Genomic DNA, 15,409 nt, shown 5'->3' on the forward strand with positions numbered 1-15,409 from the left:
GGCACTCGTATCTGAAACCGCGCAGCCGACACAATCAGCCACGCGGCCCGACGCACACTGCGGTGCCGATGCGGACCGGAACCGCCGGACAACAGCGCCCTTACATCTTCACCGTCACCTTGCGGTTCTCGCCGAGGTTCGGCTGGTCTCCGGTCAACCTCGCCTTGGCGAACTCGAAGATAGTGGCCACAGCACTTGCCGGTCCATCCCACAATTCCCCAGTAAAGGGCTCAATCCGCAACAAGCATACATTGGGATCGCTCGGCCCTCCTGGCCACCATAGTTCATCGGTCTTTCGCCATGCCGCCTCTGTCTTATTCGCATCGTGGACGATGCAGGCGCGGCCGGTGATCGAGAGGTAGGCTTTTTCGCTCGAATCGATAAAGACGAGACCAACATCGGGTCTAGCCTCAATCTCACCCTCCTTCGGGCTGTGAATATCGGTTACGAAGAAAATCAAACCAGCGCCGCGATCGGGCCTTGCTTCCAGCGGTCGCGCACGCAACCCATCGGCGAATTGCGTCGTCAGCATGCAAACGCCTACCTTTTCAACGATGTCCCAGACGCGATCGATGTTGTTTTTCTTGTTCATTTGACCACCAGCCTCCATACGGTTGAAGTTGGTAATTGAGACTTCTGCAAAAGGATTCTTCGTAGAGTCGGCGCTCTGGCGCCTGTCGAGATGGCCGCCGCGCCTTTCCGGATGAATGGCAACTGCCGGCGGGAGCCTCCTATGATGATCACACCATCATCAGCGAGATTTCTTCTTCGGAACCTTTTCGCCCTTCTTGCGCGCCTCGGAGAGGCCGATCGCGATGGCTTGTTTTCTGCTTTTGACCTTGCCGCCCTTGCCGCCGCGCCCGCTTTTTGCAGTGCCCTTTTTATAACGGCGCATTTCCTTTTCTACCGTGCGCCCCGAACTTTTCGAATAGCGGCGTTTCTCTGTCTTCTTCTTTGCCGCTTTCTTCGCCTTCTTCGCCTTCTTCACGACCATGAACTTTTTCCTCCTTGCGGTGGACGGGGCCTGAACGGCTCGGTTAAATATCGGTTGCCAGACTAACCCTCCAAAATTGCGTTCGAGAAGGGTGCGCCCAAGCCACCTACGCCGGTTCGGCTTGCTGGAGCGTTTTGGTCCTGCTCATGGCAAAATTCCAGGTTGAAAGCGGTTTGCGATAATCGCCGGCAAGCGACGGAGTTCTCGTACATCAATAGGCTCGACGCTCGCGCCGGGTCTTTCTCGAAGAACTCTGTCTCACCAGAACGGCGAAGCTTGGTAATGGTCATAGACTCGCTTGTCGTTCTCACGACTCCATGCCCACTCAGTGTCGTTTCGGTAGTGGGGCGCCTCGTCGAGTTGACCCCTTGTTACGTTTGTAATGTAACCGCTCAAGTCCCTATCGTACTTCAGACTGGCCCATGGCGTGGGATAGCGATCATCGCCGGTGCCGAGGAAGCCTCCATAGCCTAAGACGGCGTAGGCCACCTTGCCTGACATCTTGTCTATCATCACGCGCTCGATCTCTTCTGGCGATCAGCGCCATAGACGGCCGTGCCTTCCACCTTGTCGCTGCCGATGAAGATTTCCTGTTTCCCGCTCTCCCATCGCGTCCTCCTGAGTGAGCGTTGTCCCGGAACATCCAACGCGCCGGCAAGAAACGCGTTCCGAAAGGTCAAAGGACGGTCCGCAACTTGCATCGCTGGCCGCGTCAGCGGCGAGAGCTGCTATCCTGGAAGAACGCGTTTATCTCTCACCGTGGTTGCGAATCGGGACCGGCCTTCTTTCGGTCCGTACAGGAGACATCCGTGAAAAGCGGACTCGCCTTTGCTCTCGCCACCAGCTGTCGGCCGATGAAGAGTCAGACTGCTGACGATCAAGCCGGGGCCGAAGAGCAGCATGACGCGAGCCGAATTCAAGTGGACCGAGTGGGCCTATCTGCCGCCGTCGACGAGGCTGGCGCCGAACGATGTACAGGCGCTGGAAGCACTCGCAGCGGGGAAGGAACTTCACCGACCGGACCGCGTTCATTCGCCGCAGAACGTATTTCATCGCGACGAGCCTTATAGCGCTGTTTCCCGCGACCGGCCAGCGGCCTGTCGATTTCAGGAATTCGATCTCCGAGTATGGCTACGAACAGCTCATCAAAAAACGTGATCTATGCGGCATTGGGGGGAAACCTGCTAGTTGCCGTGACCAAATTCATCGCTGCGCTCATCACTGGAAGTTCGTCGATGATCAGCGAGGCCGTCCATTCGTTGGTGGATACGGGTAATGAGACGCTGCTTCTCTATGGATATTCACGTGCCAGCCTACGGCCCGATGCGCACCATCCGCTGGGTTATGGGCGCGAACTCTATTTCTGGAGTTTCATTGTTGCACTCTTGCTGTTCGCGCTTGGCGCTGGCGTCTCCTTTTACGAGGGTATCCTACATGTTGCCGCGCCCACCCGGATCGAAAATGCGTCGGTCAATTACATTGTCCTGAGTTGTTCGTTTCTGTTCGAGGGGGTGTCGTGGTGGATCGCGCTGAAATCTTTTCGCGCTTCCAAGGGGTCTATGCCTTACCTAGAAGCAATCACGATGAGCAAGAATCCGCCCTCGTTCATGGTCCTTCTCGAAGACACCGCGGCCCTGATCGGCATCGTGATCGCGGCAGCCGGGATTTGGGCGGCCGATCATTTTGGGATACCTGCAATTGACGGCGGCGCATCGATTCTTATTGGCACGGTTCTGGCGGTCACAGCCGCGCTTCTTGCACGGGAGAGCAAGGGTCTGTTGATTGGCGAGCGCGCCAGCGAAGCGATCAACAGTTCGGTCCTTTCGCTCGCTGAAAGTCAGCCAGGGGTTGAAGGTGCTAATGGTGTGATTACCGTCCATCTCTCGCCAGATCAGATTGTGGCGACCCTTAGTCTGGAATTTGCGGACGATCTCCGCACACCCCAGATCGAAGAATGCGTCACGGAACTCGAGCGACGGATCCGCGAAAAGCATCCTCAGATCGTCTCGCTCTTCGTGAAACCCCAGACCAGACGCATGTTTGAAGCTCTCCAGAAGCAGCGCTACATGTCGGGGTTGTGAGGGAAACGTAGTACTTGATAGCGGCGCGATGGCTTTCGGATATGTGAGCGTTGTCGTAACGCACCCAACGACCGGATCGTTCGGAACGCTCAGTTCAACGGTTTTGCCGCTTGTAATCTTTCGGACAGACAGCAAATCAGCCGCCTCCGTCCGCGTCGGCCGTCATAGATCGCCGCCAAAGCCAAAAGTGCGGCGCGCCTGCGGCTCGTCCTCGGCTCGCCTGGCCGCAGCCCGCGTCATCTGTCCCTCGGATAAGCACAAACGTGGCAACTTGCTCTTGAGAAAAGAGTGGAAAATGCCACCACGTAAGCGGACCATAGCGAAGGTCCAGTTCGTCGTCACTTTCGGCGAGCGCTTTATCCGAGCAATGGCGGCATAATGTTCATCCGCCGCCCGCAGCCATCCGTTGCCGTCACGTCCGAACATCACGACCAATAGCAGCAACGGTCCGATGATCAGAGCCCAATGTTCTGCGATAGCGACTCCTTCAGTAAGAGGAATACAATCGCGCCGATCGCGTGCGAACCCGTGGTGAGTACTCTGACCGACATTGCCAAGCAGCTTCAGCGCGGTCGTTGCGTGACGTGAGGTTTTTGCTGTCCGGAAATCAGGTGTTGTCGTTGGCATCGCCGTCATCATCGCGGTCCCGTCGGCCCGCGAGCAATCCCAGCGCCAGGCCGCCGACGGCGAGGATTGGAATCAGCTTCTTGATGCCGATCGCGCGCACCAGCTGAAGCCCCGCCGCCACCAGCATCGGATCGGCGAGAAGGCTTTGTGCCGCCGACCTGGCCGTCTTGGCGGCACGTTTCTTCATGGCATTTCGCCGGATCGTATAGGTTGCGACCGCGATCAGGGTGATCAGGAAGAAGATCGCCGCGCCGGTCAGGCAGGCCTCGATCAGGCCGTAGTTTTGAAACACGAAGACGAACGCGGCGGCACACAGGAACAGGATTGTGACGAAGCCCGCGATAACCGCCACCCCGGCGAGCGACGTCAGCCGCAGGGCGTTGCCCGCGCTCTCCTTGAAGTCATCGATCGCCCGCTGAAACATTCAACGCCTCGCCCCGATTCGAAATCAATTGTCAGATAAACCGCTGGCGCGTTCAGGCCGGCGGCGACCCACAGGATATCTGCGGCCGCGCCAACCCGATCGGCAGAAATAAATTACCGGCGCCAGGTTACGCCGATCAAAAATCCCAGTCCGATCGCAAGTCCCACTGTTGCGAGGGGACGCTGCTGGATCGCCTCCTCAAGAGTATCCTCGATCGAGGATACGGCGTTTTGCGCCGCATCGATGGCCGCATTGCCGCGCTCTGACACATCGGAGAGGACGGAGTCCACGTTGGCCCTGGCCTGCTTGTAGCCGCGGCGAGTCTGCTTCTTGGCGGTGCCGGTCAACGTACCGAGCGCGTCGGAGACCTGATCGGCCAGGGCGGCAATATCGCTTTTCACGGATGATAAATCCTTTTCAAGGCGTTCGTAGGTCGCTTTATCCGTCAAGTTCATCATCGCACCCTCGCCATCGCTGCTCGACATTTAAAGCTCCTGAAACTGAAAGCATGTCCGGCATAAACGTGCTGTCGCGCCGTAAGTTCCGGCAGCGCCGGGTCTACCCGGCGGGGAACTGCGGCGAGTTACCGTCAGATGATCCTTGACAATGAGTGCGACGATGAGAAGCGGCGACGAGAGAAAACCTCCATCGGCCTCGCACAACCAGGTCCAGAACGCGAGCGCGATAAACACCGCCAGCGCGTTCAGCAACAGTCGTCGGCCGAGATTGTGGAAGTTTCGTTCTCGCTTTTGGCCCGCTCGCGGAGTAGCGCCGCCGGCCTGAACAAAGAGTGCTTGATAGATGGCTTCGTGGCTGATGCGCATCGTCTTGTCATTCGGGAAGTCGATCGGCAAGCGCCGGGCAATCTGTTTCGGACTCCAGGCGTTGGCCCCTCGCCGATCCTTTCGCGGGCCATGCCGACGGCCCTTCCACGAAAAGTCGGGACCAGGGATTGCAGCGCCGCTTGGGGTCATGACAACGCCAGCCAGTCGCGGCTCCAAGGCGCAAGCTTCTGTTGAGCACAAGCTTGGTCGGTTAGATCGGGCCGATCGTTCGGCGTGCCATTGGGCTGTCGATGCGCGATACTCTATGCGACCGCTGCGCGTCGCGGCATTGCGTTGTAGCTCACGGGAGACGGATCGGCCAAGTCGGCGTCCAGTCTCGCGTCTTGAAAAGCTCTGAACGCGAAAAAGCGCGATCTCCTTGCGTTCCGCAAACGAGGACACGCCCGGACAACGGTTGATGGTATGGATGGCTCCTGCTCCCGGCGTCACGTTGCGCCATAATCGGATGTTGTTGTCCCTGAGCAGAGGAGCCATCCATGTCCGAGCTTGCCACAGTCGGTATCGACCTCGCAAAGAGCGTCATTCAGATCCATGGTGTAGATGAAAGCGGTCGAGTTCTCGTTCGCCGCCAACTTCGCCGAAGCCAGTTGCTTGCGTTTTTCGAGAAGCATCCGCGATGCCTGATCGGCATGGAGGCTTGCGCAGGCTCTCATGACTGGGGGCGCAGGCTTCGGGAGATGGGGCATGACGTCCGTCTGATGCCGCCGTCTTATGTGAAGCCTTTCGGTGCGCCCTGAACCGTACAGGCGCGAACGTTCCGGTGGAAGATACGTTCGTAGAAACGCGTCGGCGCTTGAACGGCCCGCCGGTTGAAGCCGGCGGGTTGGTTTGCTCCTTCCCGCTCGCGTCAGTACCTCGCGTCGCGATGCCTGTCTGACCGCTATGCCGACGAGCTTATCCGCGGGCTGGATTGGCGAAAGGGTCCTGGGCGTTCGGGAGCAGAAGATTACGCAGGCCGAGGCCGACGGCAACGATCGACGCATGGGCAAACTCACCGGGATTGCAGCCAGAAAAGTAGGGGCACCTCCAATTGATCAGCGCGCGGCGCGAGCGCCGGCTTCCGACCCCCGCCTGCAGTTTTTGCCGTCGACCCGAAACTTAGTTCAGTCGGAGGTGTTGGGTATGCTGAGGAGTGCAAATGGGATCTCGCTCAACCATGGAGGCTTCTGATGTGCGATTACAGTTTGCAACACGTTGCGTCCCGTCCCGCCGCCGCTGGCCAGCGACTGGTGACGACGAGGTTCCCCACATCGATGACGCGCGGTTTCACCGAAGTCGGTGATCCCGCCGTCGTGATTTGCCTACTTCCGGGCACGGAAATTGCGTTTGAGCGCGAGGTCAAGGCCGTGCCGAACTTTCCCTTGATGCCGAAGCGTCGGATCGGCGATCGGGTGGCGCGTTTCCGCCAAGTCGCACTCGACAAGCCGACCGCGCATCACGACGCGCTCGAATTCGCCAACGGCGAGATCGTGTTGCTCACCCGTCTGGTCGAAGGCCAGATCGCCATCGTGCTGCAGCTTCCGCATGGCGCGGTGCGCGCGACGGCGGCCGAGCCGGGCGCCACGCGGTCGCAAGGCGCGCCGGCTGCCGCACCGCGCGAGAGGGATGCTGTTTTCCTGCGGGGCCATGCATTCATCCAAAGGCCCGAATGAGACGCCCGCCCCTGGGAGCACATCTCCCAGTTCGTCCCGAGCGAGACGACATGCTGAGAGGTGGACACTTAGAGCCTGTTTGGAAAATCAGGGATGAGCGTTTCTGCGGATGAGGACACCGGCCATGGCGACATGGATCATGGCGGTTGAGACGTCGATGCGGCGCTCGTAATCGCGCACGAGTCTGCGCCAGCGGATCATCCAGCCGAAAGTTCGTTCGATCACCCAGCGGCGCGGCAGGACTTCGAAGCCCTTCTGCCCGTCGCGGCGTCGGATGATTTCGATCACGAACTGCAGATAGGCGGCCTTGTCCATCAGTTTCAGTCGGTCGTAGGCGGCGTCGGCGAACAGATGTTTTATCCACGGCCAGCGTTTGCGAATCGCATCGAGGGTCGCTTGCGCGCCTGCGCTGTCGGAGATGTCGGCGGTTGTCAGATTGACCATCAGCAATCGCCCGTCCGTGTCGACCGCGATGTGGCGCTTTCGGCCGACGATTTGTAGAGTCGAGGACGGGCGCGATGGCATTGCCCCGTTTCCCGTCCCCGCTCATCAAACCGGACGTGCGGATTTCCCGCATCCGGCTTTCCGACTGGCTTCACCGCAAGGCCCACGGCGACGACCGACTGCGCTCGCGTCGAAGGCATCGGACGGCCAATTCCCCATAGACATGTTCTCGGGAGAACTGGTCCGCTCCACGCCCCTGCACTTTGTGTCGTTGACGGAGGAAGTGCCGCGTTCGGTCATAGACATGCTGATCGACGGCCTCGTATGCCGACGCGAGGGCGCCGTAGGAGAAGTAGGCCGACCAACCGCGCAGAACGCGGTTCAACCGTGCTCGCACTTCGTCCCAAGCGCCCTTGTTGCCGGGCACCAGCAGTTCGCCAATCTTCACCTTGACCCGCTGCATGCTCTTCTTGGACGAGCTCGCCCCCAAGTACCAGCGACCTCCATTGGGAAGGTGGCGCGGTCCCAGTGTGTAGCCAAGGAAGTCGAAGCCTTCACGCCGGGCATTCTTCACCGAGGTTTTCGCCTCGTTAAGCGTCAGCCCGAGTTTCGTCATCACCGCCCTCGTCCAGGTCAGAGCCTCTTCCGCGTGTCCGCGGCTGAGGATGACGAAGTCGTCGGCATAGGAGATGACATGTGCGTGGAACACCTCGCCGCGCCCCGTCAACCGCCAATGCTTCAGGAATCGGTTCATGTAGATGACGGAGAGCAACGGACTGGCGACCCCACCCTGGGGGGTGCCGCGAGTGCTGCTCTTGCCGCCGCTCATGTGCCGTTTCCCGTCGCCATCCCGTTCCTCGACTGGCACTTGCAGCCACAGCTTGATCAGCCGCAGCACATTCCGGTCGAGAACGCGGCGGGCCACCGATCGGAGGAGGTCCGCGTGCGGGATCGTGTCGAAATACTTCGACAAGTCGGCATCGACTACGTCGGTGTAGCCCCGGCATAGCAGCCGGTGCGTTTCCTTGACGGCATCGATCGCGCTCCGACGCGGCCGATAGCCGTAGGCACTGTCCTCGAAGCCCGCCTCGAAGATTGGCTCCAGCACGATCTTGGCTGCGGCCTGAACCACCCGGTCCCGGATCGTCGGGATGCCGAGCGGACGTTCGCCGCCGCCAGGCTTTGGGATCATCACCCGCCGCACTGGATCAGGCTGGTAGGTCTTCGAGACGAGGTCCTCGCGCAAGCCCGCCAGCCACGCGTCTACACCCGCTCCCTCGATCTGTCCGAAGGTCATCCCGTCCACGCCTGGCGCACCCGCATTGGCGCGGGCAAGCGTATAGGCCCGCAGAAGGACGTCCTCACGACAGATTTTGTCGTAGAGAATGTAAAAGCGGAAAGCAGGCTCAGCCTTCGCCTTGCAGTACAGCTTTCTCTGAAGGCTCCTGATCTTATCGGGTGTTTCGAGGCTCATCGCCAATCACCCCCACTTCGCCAACTTCGAAAGCGCACCAGAAGTCAGGATCCTTTCCTCTGCCGGCGTTACCCGGCTTCGACGGTCATACGACCCTGTCCGACACCCGTCCGGTCCACCGCTCCGAAGCGGTGTTGAAGCCGCGACCTCCGACCCGGATGGGTCTCCCTCGATTACCCGCATCACCATTCCAACGTGCTGTGTCCAATACCCCGGCAGACCAGACAGGTGCGTTTGTCGATTGCTTCCCTGTCTGCGCGGCCTTCCCCGAGCAAAAGGCGGGTCGGCGTCTGCATCGACTCTTTCGAGGCCTGCTCGAACTTCACTCACGTTACGGCCCGTTGGATCGCTCGGCCGCCCAAGGCGGCCTTTGTCACGAGGCTTCGACGAGGCCAGTTGCCCGGCCGCGCCGCTCGTCAGCTTCCGGATCAATCGACAACTCTCCGGATGGAACCTTCCTCCATAGATGATGCGCGCCTTCGAGGCGCACTCTTGCCGGCGTCATAGCCGCGCGCCTCGCTATGCGGGGCTTTGACCGACTGGCTGTCGATCACCGCAGCCGACGGGCTTGCTTCGCGACCTTGCCGTTCCCGATCGAGCATCAGTTCGACGTCATGGATCGTCTGGAACAAGAAGCGCCGCGCCAACTCGCGGAACCAGCCATAAACCGTCCGCCAGTGACCGAAATGCACGGGCAGCATCCGCCAGCCGCAGCCCGAGCGCACGAGATAGCGCACCGCGTTGATCACTTCGCGAAATTCGACTTCACGCGGCCAGCCCCGGCGTCCTGGTTTCGGCATCAGCGGCGCGATCCGTTCCCATTCCTCGTCCGTCAGATCAGACCGATATCGCTTGGTCTTTCGGGCGATCCTGGCCATCTGGCTTCGCTGCTTGCGTGTCCACATCCCAAGTGTGAATCATATTCGCTGCGATACCGGAATCCCCGCCTAGCCCAATTTTCAAACAGATGGGGTGATTGGGGTCTCGGCCGATGGGCGGCTGCTCCTGTCAGGATGTGAGAACGTGGTCGGTGTCGAACCGCCACAAGCATCGCGAAGGAGCAGCCATGAAGTATTTTGCCGGACTTGACGTGTCTTTGGAAGAGACCACGATCTGCGTCGTCGACGAGAGCGGCCGGATCGTGAAGGAAGCACGAGCGCAGAGCGAACCTGAGGCATTGAGCGAAGCCTTACGGGAGGTTGATCTGCCGCTGGAGCGGATCGGGCTGGAGGCCTGTTCGCTGACGGCTTGGCTTCACGACGGGCTGCGCGCCAAAGGGCTGGCGACGATCTGCATCGAGACGCGTCAGGCCAACGCGGCGATGAAGACGATGCCGAACAAAACCGATCGCAACGATGCGCGTGCACTGGCGCAGATCATGCGTACCGGCTGGTACCGGCAGGTGCATGTCAAGAGCCGGCAATGCCGGCTGTGGCGCTCCCTTCTGGTCGCCCGACGGACGGTCCTCAACGAGATGCGCACCATCGAGAACGTGGTGCGCGCGATTCTGCGGGAGGCCGGCATCAAACTCGGCACGCCGTCGCGAACCGTCTTCGTCGGTCGCGTCCGGGAAGTCGCCAGCAGCGACGCCTCGGTGATGCCGCTCGTCACCCCGTTGCTTGCGATCCTCGCCATGATGCTGCGCGAGTTCGCCCGCCTGACCAAGCAGGTCCTCGATATCGTCCGCGAGGAGAAGGTTTGCCGGCGCCTGATGAGCGTTCCTGGCGTCGGGCCGATCACGGCGCTGGCTTTTCGGGCGACGATCGACCGGCCGGAGCGGTTCGGCTCCTCGCGGGCGGTGGGAGCGCATCTGGGTCTGACGCCGGCACGGTATCAATCGGGTAAAACAGACATTCAGTGCAAGATCAGCCGATGCGGCGATGAACTCGCGCGGACGGCGCTCTACGAGGCTGCCCATAGTTTGCTCGTGCGCAGCCGCAAATGGTCGAGCCTGCGGGCCTGGGGCATGAAGATCGCGAAGGGCCGCGGCATGGCCCGTGCCCGGGTCGCCGTCGCCCGCAAGCTCGTCGTCGTGCTGCATCGCATGTGGAGCGACAAAACCGAGTTCCGCTTCGGCAAGCAGACCGGGACGACCACCGGCCTGGTCGGAGCCTGAGGAGACAAGAGGAGCACAAGGAGTTCGCCCGGAGGGTGAAGCGGATCGTTCCCGTGGGGACGAAGGGCAAGATGATCTCGCTGAGAGTCTGGAGCCTGTCGGCAAGTTGCCTGCAAGGTCGTGAAACAGATTGAGACACCTCGCCTTCCTGACCCCATCATGCGGCGGTTCTGCGCCGACCGCGGAGAGAAGCGCGTGACCCACGCGAACGAGACGACCAACCTGGACGAGCGAGCAGGATCAGCTTGACTTCAAAGATCCCAATCAGAGAAGGCTCTTAGGCCAACTCATCCGGATTACAGCCCAAGTGAGCGTTACTGGCGACGATATTCTGATGAGGTACCGTGCGCTGGCCGAAAGCTCCCGCAAAGCCGCTGAGCAGGCCCGCAGCGATTTTGATAAGCAGGCTTGGCTAGAAATGGCGCGTGACTGGATGAAACTCGCAGGCAGCATCGAACGGCGTGCTGAAAGTTCTTGAACATAATGGTCTGCCGGACGGACTCGTCCTTTGATGTTGGTAGTCACCCGCCGCCGGGACTGCCCTTCATATCTTCGCCCCGATCCTGCACCCCTTGCAACTCTCGTTCTGCGGTGTGCCAAAACTCTTCGTCGCGGCCTTCAGGTTTTCCGTGCTCCTCCCAGAGCTGCTTGGCACGTTGACGGATTTCTTCTTCTGAAGGTTTGGCTGTCATCACATTTTTTCCCCTAGTGTTCCGAGCGAGCCAACGTCCATCTGAAATATTCGTTCCTCGCCGCTCAGTTTGGTCCAGATGGCAGCGTTCAGGTAAGTGTCGCCGGCGGGGCTTCGGCCCCGCCAATTCTCTTTTCTTGATGTCGCCGCACATTAAGGCCGCTCGTCCAGAGCGGCCTTTCTCATGTCACTCGCTCGTTTGCGCCGATCGCTCATACTCGATCCTTTGCTAGATCGGCGAAGCACGTGAACTCGCTCTGGAACGACAGTATTACTGTCCCGTGGGCCCGTGACGCTATTTGCCGATTGATCTTTGCCTTGCGGCGATTGGCGATGCTGCTGGCAGTCTGGTACGATTTGTCTGATGTGAAGCTCGCCGGGCGCTGGACGATCGAGCTTCCTTTCGGCGCTTCTGCGGGTTTTCAGCTTCGGAGCCAGCGCCCGAACGCACGGCCTTCGTCCGTTTCCGCAAGGCCCTTGTGGATCATAAACTGGACAAGCCCCTGTTCGAGGCGATCACCGGCCAATTAAAGGCCAAAGCGATCCGAGTCCAGACTAGTCAGGTGAATCTAAAATTCGTGGCATAAGGTTTGCTGAGTTTTCTGGCAGAAGCGTTTGACGGAGGCGAGGATTTCGTCAGCTGACTTTGTCCATCGATATGGCCTGGGATTTTCATTGTGCCGCTCGATGAGGCGCGGATATCTTTTTCCAACTGCTTGGTCGAAGTATGGACGCCGCGGCGGATCTGCTTGCGGGTGAGTTCAGCAAACCAGCGCTCGACCTGATTGATCCACGATGCTGATGTTGGCGTGAAGTGCACATGGTAGTGCGGTCGTCGCACCAGCCAGGATTTGATCACAGCAGTTTTGTGAGTGGCGTAGTTGTCCATAATGATATGGATATCGAGACCGTCGGGAATGTGAGCGTCGATTTGCTTCAGGAAGTCGAGGAACTCCGCAGCACGATGGCGCTTGTAGCATTTGCCGATCACAAATCCGGAAGCACCATCGAGGGCCGCGAACAGCGATGTTGTGCCGTGGCGGATATAGGAATGCGTCCGGCGTTCCGGAATGCCCGGCATCATCGGCAGGACCGGCTGCTCGCGATCAAGCGCTTGTATCTGGCTCTTCTCGTCGACACTGAGCACCAGGGCCCGATTGGGCGGCGACAGATAAAGACCGACGATGTCGCGGACCTTGTCGACAAATAATGGGTCGCTGGAAAGCTTGAATGTCTCCGAACGGTGCGGCTGCAAGCCGAAGGCGTTCCAAATCCTTCGGATCGTCGTGTGCGAAAAGCCGGTCGCGGTCGCCATCGAACGGATGGACCAGTGCGTGGCGTCGCTCGGCGTGGAGCGGAGCGTGCGTTCGATAATTGCAGCGACCTGATCGTCATCAATCGTGCGAGGCCTGCCAGGGCGGGCTTCATCCAAGAGCCCTTCGATGCGCCCCTTCAGAAAGCGCCGACGCCACTTGCCAACTGTATGCTCATGGACACCCAGTTCGTGCGCAACGGATTTGCTGGGTATGCCATCCGCGCATCGCAGGATGACGCGGCATCGCTCAGACAAAGAACGCGCCACGCGATGACGACGAACCTGCCGTTCGAGATACGCGCGCTCATCCGCGCTGAGGATCAAGGGAGAAACCGGGCGTCCTGCCGCGTTGGCCATAACTGCGCTCCCGCACTCTTGCGAATGCGGCAGTTTATAATGAAACGAGCTTCAGTTCCAGGTGACTAGGGTCTGGACTCATAACCAGTAACTGACAGCCGCAGCGATGCAGACGGCTGCGAGGAAATTGATTGCGAGACGATCGTATCTGGTTGCGATGCGACGGAAGTCCTTCAGGCGACAGAACATGCGCTCGATCGCGTTGCGGCTTCGATAGAGGACGGGCGAGAAGCAATTCTTCCAGCGTCGGTTCGCCTTGGGCGGGATGTTCGGCATCGCACCCTTTCCCTCGACCTGTCGGCGGATGGCATCGCTGTCATAACCCTTGTCGCCGTGCAGGATCGCGGAACGTGGCATCTCTTCGAGCAGAACCGCTCCGGCGGTGCAGTCGGCTATCTGACCCCCGGTCAACAAGAACGCGACGGGACGACACTCGGCGTCGGTCAGAGCATGGATCTTCGTGGTCCGCCCGCCGCGCGATCGGCCGATGGCCTGCTGATGTTCCCCCCTTTGCCGCCAGATGCGCATCGATGCGCCTTCACGGCCGAGCTATCGATCAGGACCTGCGCAGGAGGTCCGCCGGCCGTTGCGAGTGCGTGGAATATGTCTACCCATACGCCCTTCGCTGCCCAGCGGACGAAGCGATTGTAGAGTGTTTTGCGCGGACCATAGACCTCCGGCGCATCGATCCAGCGTCCACCGGACTTCAGCACCTGGATGATGCCGCTGATGACCCGCCGATCATCGACCCGTGGCTTGCCGCGCGTATCGTTAGGCAGAAGCGGCTTGAGCCGAGCAAACTGATCCTTCGTTAGCCAAAAGTAATCGCGACTCATGAGGGGCCTCCTGTCGGAGACCGTGAATCACAAACTCAGCGCAGAAGGAATCATTTTATGGGTCCCGACCCTAGCACGCTTGGCGATGCGACGATCATCGCATCGGCCAGCGAAGATGATGGCGAAGCGCATTGGGTCAACCACAAAGGCAAGCCGGCTGTTCATGGCTTCAAGGCCCGTGTTGGCGCCAATGCCGATACGGCGCTTGTGGAACAAATCGCCGTCACGCCCGCCAACATCAACGATAGCAAGGCCGGCCCCGCAGCACTGCCCGACAATCCCGGCGAGGTATTGCCGACAGCGCCTATCGGGGAGACCATTTCGGCGATGCCGTCCGCGCCAGGGGCGGCACACCGCGCATTGTCGCCACCGGCATGTGGGGGCGACATGAAGCCGGAACGCTGGCACACCTTGCTGCCTGGAACCAGCCCATTCATCGGATACGAGGTCGGATCGAGAAGATCTTCGGCACGGTCCGCGTCACGCGATCCAGACCGGAGTCGGACCTGTCGAAATCTGTCGCGCCAAGGTGCGCGATCGGGGCGAGGTGGAGGCGGAGGAGAAAATTCGATTTTCCTCGGTGATCCTGCCTAAAATGGGCGCGGCGAACGAAGAGCCTCGATGCGCTGTTGCCGGTTCTCTACCTACGCGGAGTGTCGACCGGCGATTTCCAGGAGGCCCTCGCTGCCCTACTAGGCAAGAACGCGCCGAACCTGTCGTCGGCCGCGATCTCGCGGCTGACGGCGGAGTGACAGGCGGATTACGACGCCTGGCAGAAGCGCGATCTCTCGGCACGGCGATACGTGTACGTGTGGGCGGACGAGGTCTACCTTCAGGCCCGAATGGAAGATAACGCCGAACGGCGAGAACCAGTTGCCAAAGGTTGTTCAAGGCGTCAAATTCAAAAACGGAATCGAGGTCACTGCAATGCCGGCTCACCACGCCGCCTGATCAACCTCGTCACCCAAAATCCCGCATAGCTCCCAAAATACTGGCGCGGACCGGGGCGTCAGCTCCGCTGATCGACGGACTCGCCTTTGAGGGCTTCATCGCCGACAAGGCCTTCGACAGCAAATGCCATCATTGCAGAGTTGAGCGAATGGGGCCAAAGTCGTCACCTCGCAGCATCCGCGGCGCGCCTCGCCTTCTGGCCGCGTTCAGCGTGAACCGCACGTGACACCACCCACGCCGCCCGGCCATGTGTATATCTTGGTGCTCAAGCCTCCGCGCGAGTGACGGCTTGATACTTTCGATGAGCGGCGACTTCCAAATTCTCTGTGTGTCATCTGCGGCTTCGGCCGGGAATGCCTGATCATCGAATTCGATCACGCCAATTCAAAACGTGATCGCCGAGCCACGCAGTTATTCCGACATCGCGCTTGGACTGACCACCGAGCTAGAAGGTAAGTTCGCCGACAACGTCGACGGACCTTTTTTAAGGCAGCGTTTCAAGCCTCAAGTATGGCGACGATCTCGAACGTTCATGGATTTACCACGATAATTTTCCGCCTCACACGAAACGCTGAGCTCACGTTTCCTTTTGCCATTGGCCG

General features: G+C 60.0%; 13 protein-coding genes and 9 pseudogenes. 8 read left to right on the plus strand and 14 right to left on the minus strand.

Annotation, left to right across the window (positions count from 1 at the left end; translation table 11 throughout):
• Nucleotides 1–100: 100 nt before the first annotated feature.
• The 3 genes and pseudogenes from NHAM_RS21055 to NHAM_RS21065 all read right to left on the minus strand — a co-directional run bounded on the left by NHAM_RS21055 (nt 101) and on the right by NHAM_RS21065 (nt 1,603).
• Entirely contained in the window at nt 101–592 is a 492-nt protein-coding gene (locus NHAM_RS21055) for a pyridoxamine 5'-phosphate oxidase family protein (protein WP_011504984.1), read from the minus strand.
• Nucleotides 593–754: 162 nt separating this feature from the next.
• Nucleotides 755–994 (minus strand): annotated as a pseudogene (locus tag NHAM_RS21060) (DUF6496 domain-containing protein); the annotation flags it as partial.
• A gap of 258 nt (nt 995–1,252) precedes the next feature.
• Nucleotides 1,253–1,603, minus strand: a pseudogene (locus NHAM_RS21065) (PRC-barrel domain-containing protein).
• A gap of 291 nt (nt 1,604–1,894) precedes the next feature.
• On the opposite strand from NHAM_RS21065, the gene NHAM_RS25535 reads away from it, so the two are divergent.
• Together NHAM_RS25535 and NHAM_RS21070 are read left to right on the plus strand one after the other, a co-directional pair.
• Complete coding sequence (locus tag NHAM_RS25535; protein ID WP_011504982.1) at nt 1,895–2,152, plus strand: hypothetical protein; 258 nt, start codon at nt 1,895–1,897, stop codon at nt 2,150–2,152.
• A complete protein-coding gene (locus NHAM_RS21070; RefSeq protein WP_011504981.1) occupies nt 2,122–3,075 on the plus strand; it encodes a cation diffusion facilitator family transporter in 954 nt (317 codons plus the stop codon). Before NHAM_RS25535 ends, NHAM_RS21070 begins: the two co-directional genes overlap by 31 nt.
• Before the next feature lie 162 nt (nt 3,076–3,237).
• Here NHAM_RS21070 and NHAM_RS28595 read toward each other — a convergent pair whose 3' ends face one another.
• The 4 genes and pseudogenes from NHAM_RS28595 to NHAM_RS26225 form a co-directional block, all read right to left on the minus strand.
• The gene (locus NHAM_RS28595; RefSeq protein ID WP_245270120.1) at nt 3,238–3,714 is read right to left on the minus strand and encodes a hypothetical protein; all 477 of its coding nucleotides are present in this window, start codon (nt 3,712–3,714) and stop codon (nt 3,238–3,240) included.
• Entirely contained in the window at nt 3,683–4,126 is a 444-nt protein-coding gene (locus NHAM_RS21080) for a hypothetical protein (protein WP_011504979.1), read from the minus strand. Before NHAM_RS21080 ends, NHAM_RS28595 begins: the two co-directional genes overlap by 32 nt.
• A gap of 113 nt (nt 4,127–4,239) precedes the next feature.
• Complete coding sequence (locus tag NHAM_RS21085) at nt 4,240–4,611, minus strand: DUF883 family protein (protein ID WP_011504978.1); 372 nt, start codon at nt 4,609–4,611, stop codon at nt 4,240–4,242.
• 273 nt (nt 4,612–4,884) lie between these two features.
• Nucleotides 4,885–5,346, minus strand: a pseudogene (locus NHAM_RS26225) (IS30 family transposase); the annotation flags it as partial.
• Between the two features lie 101 nt (nt 5,347–5,447).
• On the opposite strand from NHAM_RS26225, the pseudogene NHAM_RS25545 reads away from it, so the two are divergent.
• Together NHAM_RS25545 and NHAM_RS21105 are read left to right on the plus strand one after the other, a co-directional pair.
• Nucleotides 5,448–5,696: pseudogene (locus NHAM_RS25545) on the plus strand (IS110 family transposase); the annotation flags it as partial.
• A gap of 444 nt (nt 5,697–6,140) precedes the next feature.
• Nucleotides 6,141–6,623: a hypothetical protein gene (locus tag NHAM_RS21105; protein WP_011504975.1), complete on the plus strand. Its 483-nt coding sequence runs from the start codon at nt 6,141–6,143 to the stop codon at nt 6,621–6,623.
• 87 nt (nt 6,624–6,710) lie between these two features.
• Here NHAM_RS21105 and NHAM_RS21110 read toward each other — a convergent pair.
• The 3 genes and pseudogenes from NHAM_RS21110 to NHAM_RS21120 all read right to left on the minus strand — a co-directional run.
• Nucleotides 6,711–7,121: pseudogene (locus NHAM_RS21110) on the minus strand (IS5 family transposase); the annotation flags it as partial.
• A 97-nt stretch (nt 7,122–7,218) separates the two neighbouring features.
• On the minus strand, nt 7,219–8,541 hold the full coding sequence (gene ltrA, locus NHAM_RS21115) for a group II intron reverse transcriptase/maturase (RefSeq protein WP_011504973.1): 1,323 nt from the start codon (nt 8,539–8,541) through the stop codon (nt 7,219–7,221).
• Nucleotides 8,542–9,014: 473 nt separating this feature from the next.
• Nucleotides 9,015–9,446, minus strand: a pseudogene (locus NHAM_RS21120) (transposase); the annotation flags it as partial.
• 161 nt (nt 9,447–9,607) lie between these two features.
• Here NHAM_RS21120 and NHAM_RS21125 point away from each other — a divergent pair.
• Both NHAM_RS21125 and NHAM_RS27160 read left to right on the plus strand, forming a co-directional pair.
• Nucleotides 9,608–10,657: an IS110 family transposase gene (locus NHAM_RS21125; RefSeq protein WP_041359519.1), complete on the plus strand. Its 1,050-nt coding sequence runs from the start codon at nt 9,608–9,610 to the stop codon at nt 10,655–10,657.
• Nucleotides 10,658–10,964: 307 nt separating this feature from the next.
• Nucleotides 10,965–11,135: a hypothetical protein gene (locus NHAM_RS27160; RefSeq protein WP_157043817.1), complete on the plus strand. Its 171-nt coding sequence runs from the start codon at nt 10,965–10,967 to the stop codon at nt 11,133–11,135.
• A 43-nt stretch (nt 11,136–11,178) separates the two neighbouring features.
• Here the strand turns inward: NHAM_RS27160 and NHAM_RS25550 are convergent, their stop codons facing one another.
• Entirely contained in the window at nt 11,179–11,349 is a 171-nt protein-coding gene (locus NHAM_RS25550) for a DUF2934 domain-containing protein (protein ID WP_011504970.1), read from the minus strand.
• A gap of 382 nt (nt 11,350–11,731) precedes the next feature.
• Between NHAM_RS25550 and NHAM_RS25555 the strand changes: the two genes are divergently transcribed.
• Nucleotides 11,732–11,935 (plus strand): transposase, encoded by a 204-nt coding sequence (locus NHAM_RS25555; protein ID WP_081435085.1) that lies wholly within the window; start codon nt 11,732–11,734, stop codon nt 11,933–11,935.
• Here NHAM_RS25555 and NHAM_RS21130 read toward each other — a convergent pair.
• The 3 genes and pseudogenes from NHAM_RS21130 to NHAM_RS28605 all read right to left on the minus strand — a co-directional run bounded on the left by NHAM_RS21130 (nt 11,918) and on the right by NHAM_RS28605 (nt 14,072).
• Nucleotides 11,918–13,020 (minus strand): annotated as a pseudogene (locus NHAM_RS21130) (IS630 family transposase). The gene NHAM_RS25555 and the pseudogene NHAM_RS21130 sit on opposite strands and share 18 nt — an antisense overlap.
• A 78-nt stretch (nt 13,021–13,098) precedes the next feature.
• Nucleotides 13,099–13,856 (minus strand): annotated as a pseudogene (locus tag NHAM_RS25560) (IS5 family transposase).
• Nucleotides 13,857–13,883: 27 nt separating this feature from the next.
• Nucleotides 13,884–14,072 carry a hypothetical protein gene (locus NHAM_RS28605; RefSeq protein WP_245270111.1) on the minus strand — a complete coding sequence of 63 codons (189 nt, stop codon included), beginning with the start codon at nt 14,070–14,072 and terminating at the stop codon, nt 13,884–13,886.
• Nucleotides 14,073–14,325: 253 nt separating this feature from the next.
• Here NHAM_RS28605 and NHAM_RS25565 point away from each other — a divergent pair.
• Nucleotides 14,326–14,716: pseudogene (locus NHAM_RS25565) on the plus strand (transposase); the annotation flags it as partial.
• Between the last annotated feature and the right edge of the window lie 693 nt (nt 14,717–15,409).

Origin of the sequence: Nitrobacter hamburgensis X14, assembly GCF_000013885.1 — a bacterium.
Classification (GTDB): domain Bacteria; phylum Pseudomonadota; class Alphaproteobacteria; order Rhizobiales; family Xanthobacteraceae; genus Nitrobacter; species Nitrobacter hamburgensis.

What these genes read in the sequence shown, in the direction of transcription:
- NHAM_RS28595 (WP_245270120.1), bottom strand. Translation starts at nt 3,714, where the DNA reads ATGATGACGGCGATGCCAACGACAACACCTGATTTCCGGACAGCAAAA.
- NHAM_RS21055 (WP_011504984.1), bottom strand. Translation starts at nt 592, where the DNA reads ATGAACAAGAAAAACAACATCGATCGCGTCTGGGACATCGTTGAAAAG.
- NHAM_RS25550 (WP_011504970.1), bottom strand. Translation starts at nt 11,349, where the DNA reads ATGACAGCCAAACCTTCAGAAGAAGAAATCCGTCAACGTGCCAAGCAG.
- ltrA (WP_011504973.1), bottom strand. Translation starts at nt 8,541, where the DNA reads ATGAGCCTCGAAACACCCGATAAGATCAGGAGCCTTCAGAGAAAGCTG.
- NHAM_RS21085 (WP_011504978.1), bottom strand. Translation starts at nt 4,611, where the DNA reads ATGTCGAGCAGCGATGGCGAGGGTGCGATGATGAACTTGACGGATAAA.
- NHAM_RS21105 (WP_011504975.1), top strand. Translation starts at nt 6,141, where the DNA reads ATGTGCGATTACAGTTTGCAACACGTTGCGTCCCGTCCCGCCGCCGCT.
- NHAM_RS21070 (WP_011504981.1), top strand. Translation starts at nt 2,122, where the DNA reads ATGGCTACGAACAGCTCATCAAAAAACGTGATCTATGCGGCATTGGGG.
- NHAM_RS25535 (WP_011504982.1), top strand. Translation starts at nt 1,895, where the DNA reads ATGACGCGAGCCGAATTCAAGTGGACCGAGTGGGCCTATCTGCCGCCG.
- NHAM_RS21080 (WP_011504979.1), bottom strand. Translation starts at nt 4,126, where the DNA reads ATGTTTCAGCGGGCGATCGATGACTTCAAGGAGAGCGCGGGCAACGCC.
- NHAM_RS21125 (WP_041359519.1), top strand. Translation starts at nt 9,608, where the DNA reads ATGAAGTATTTTGCCGGACTTGACGTGTCTTTGGAAGAGACCACGATC.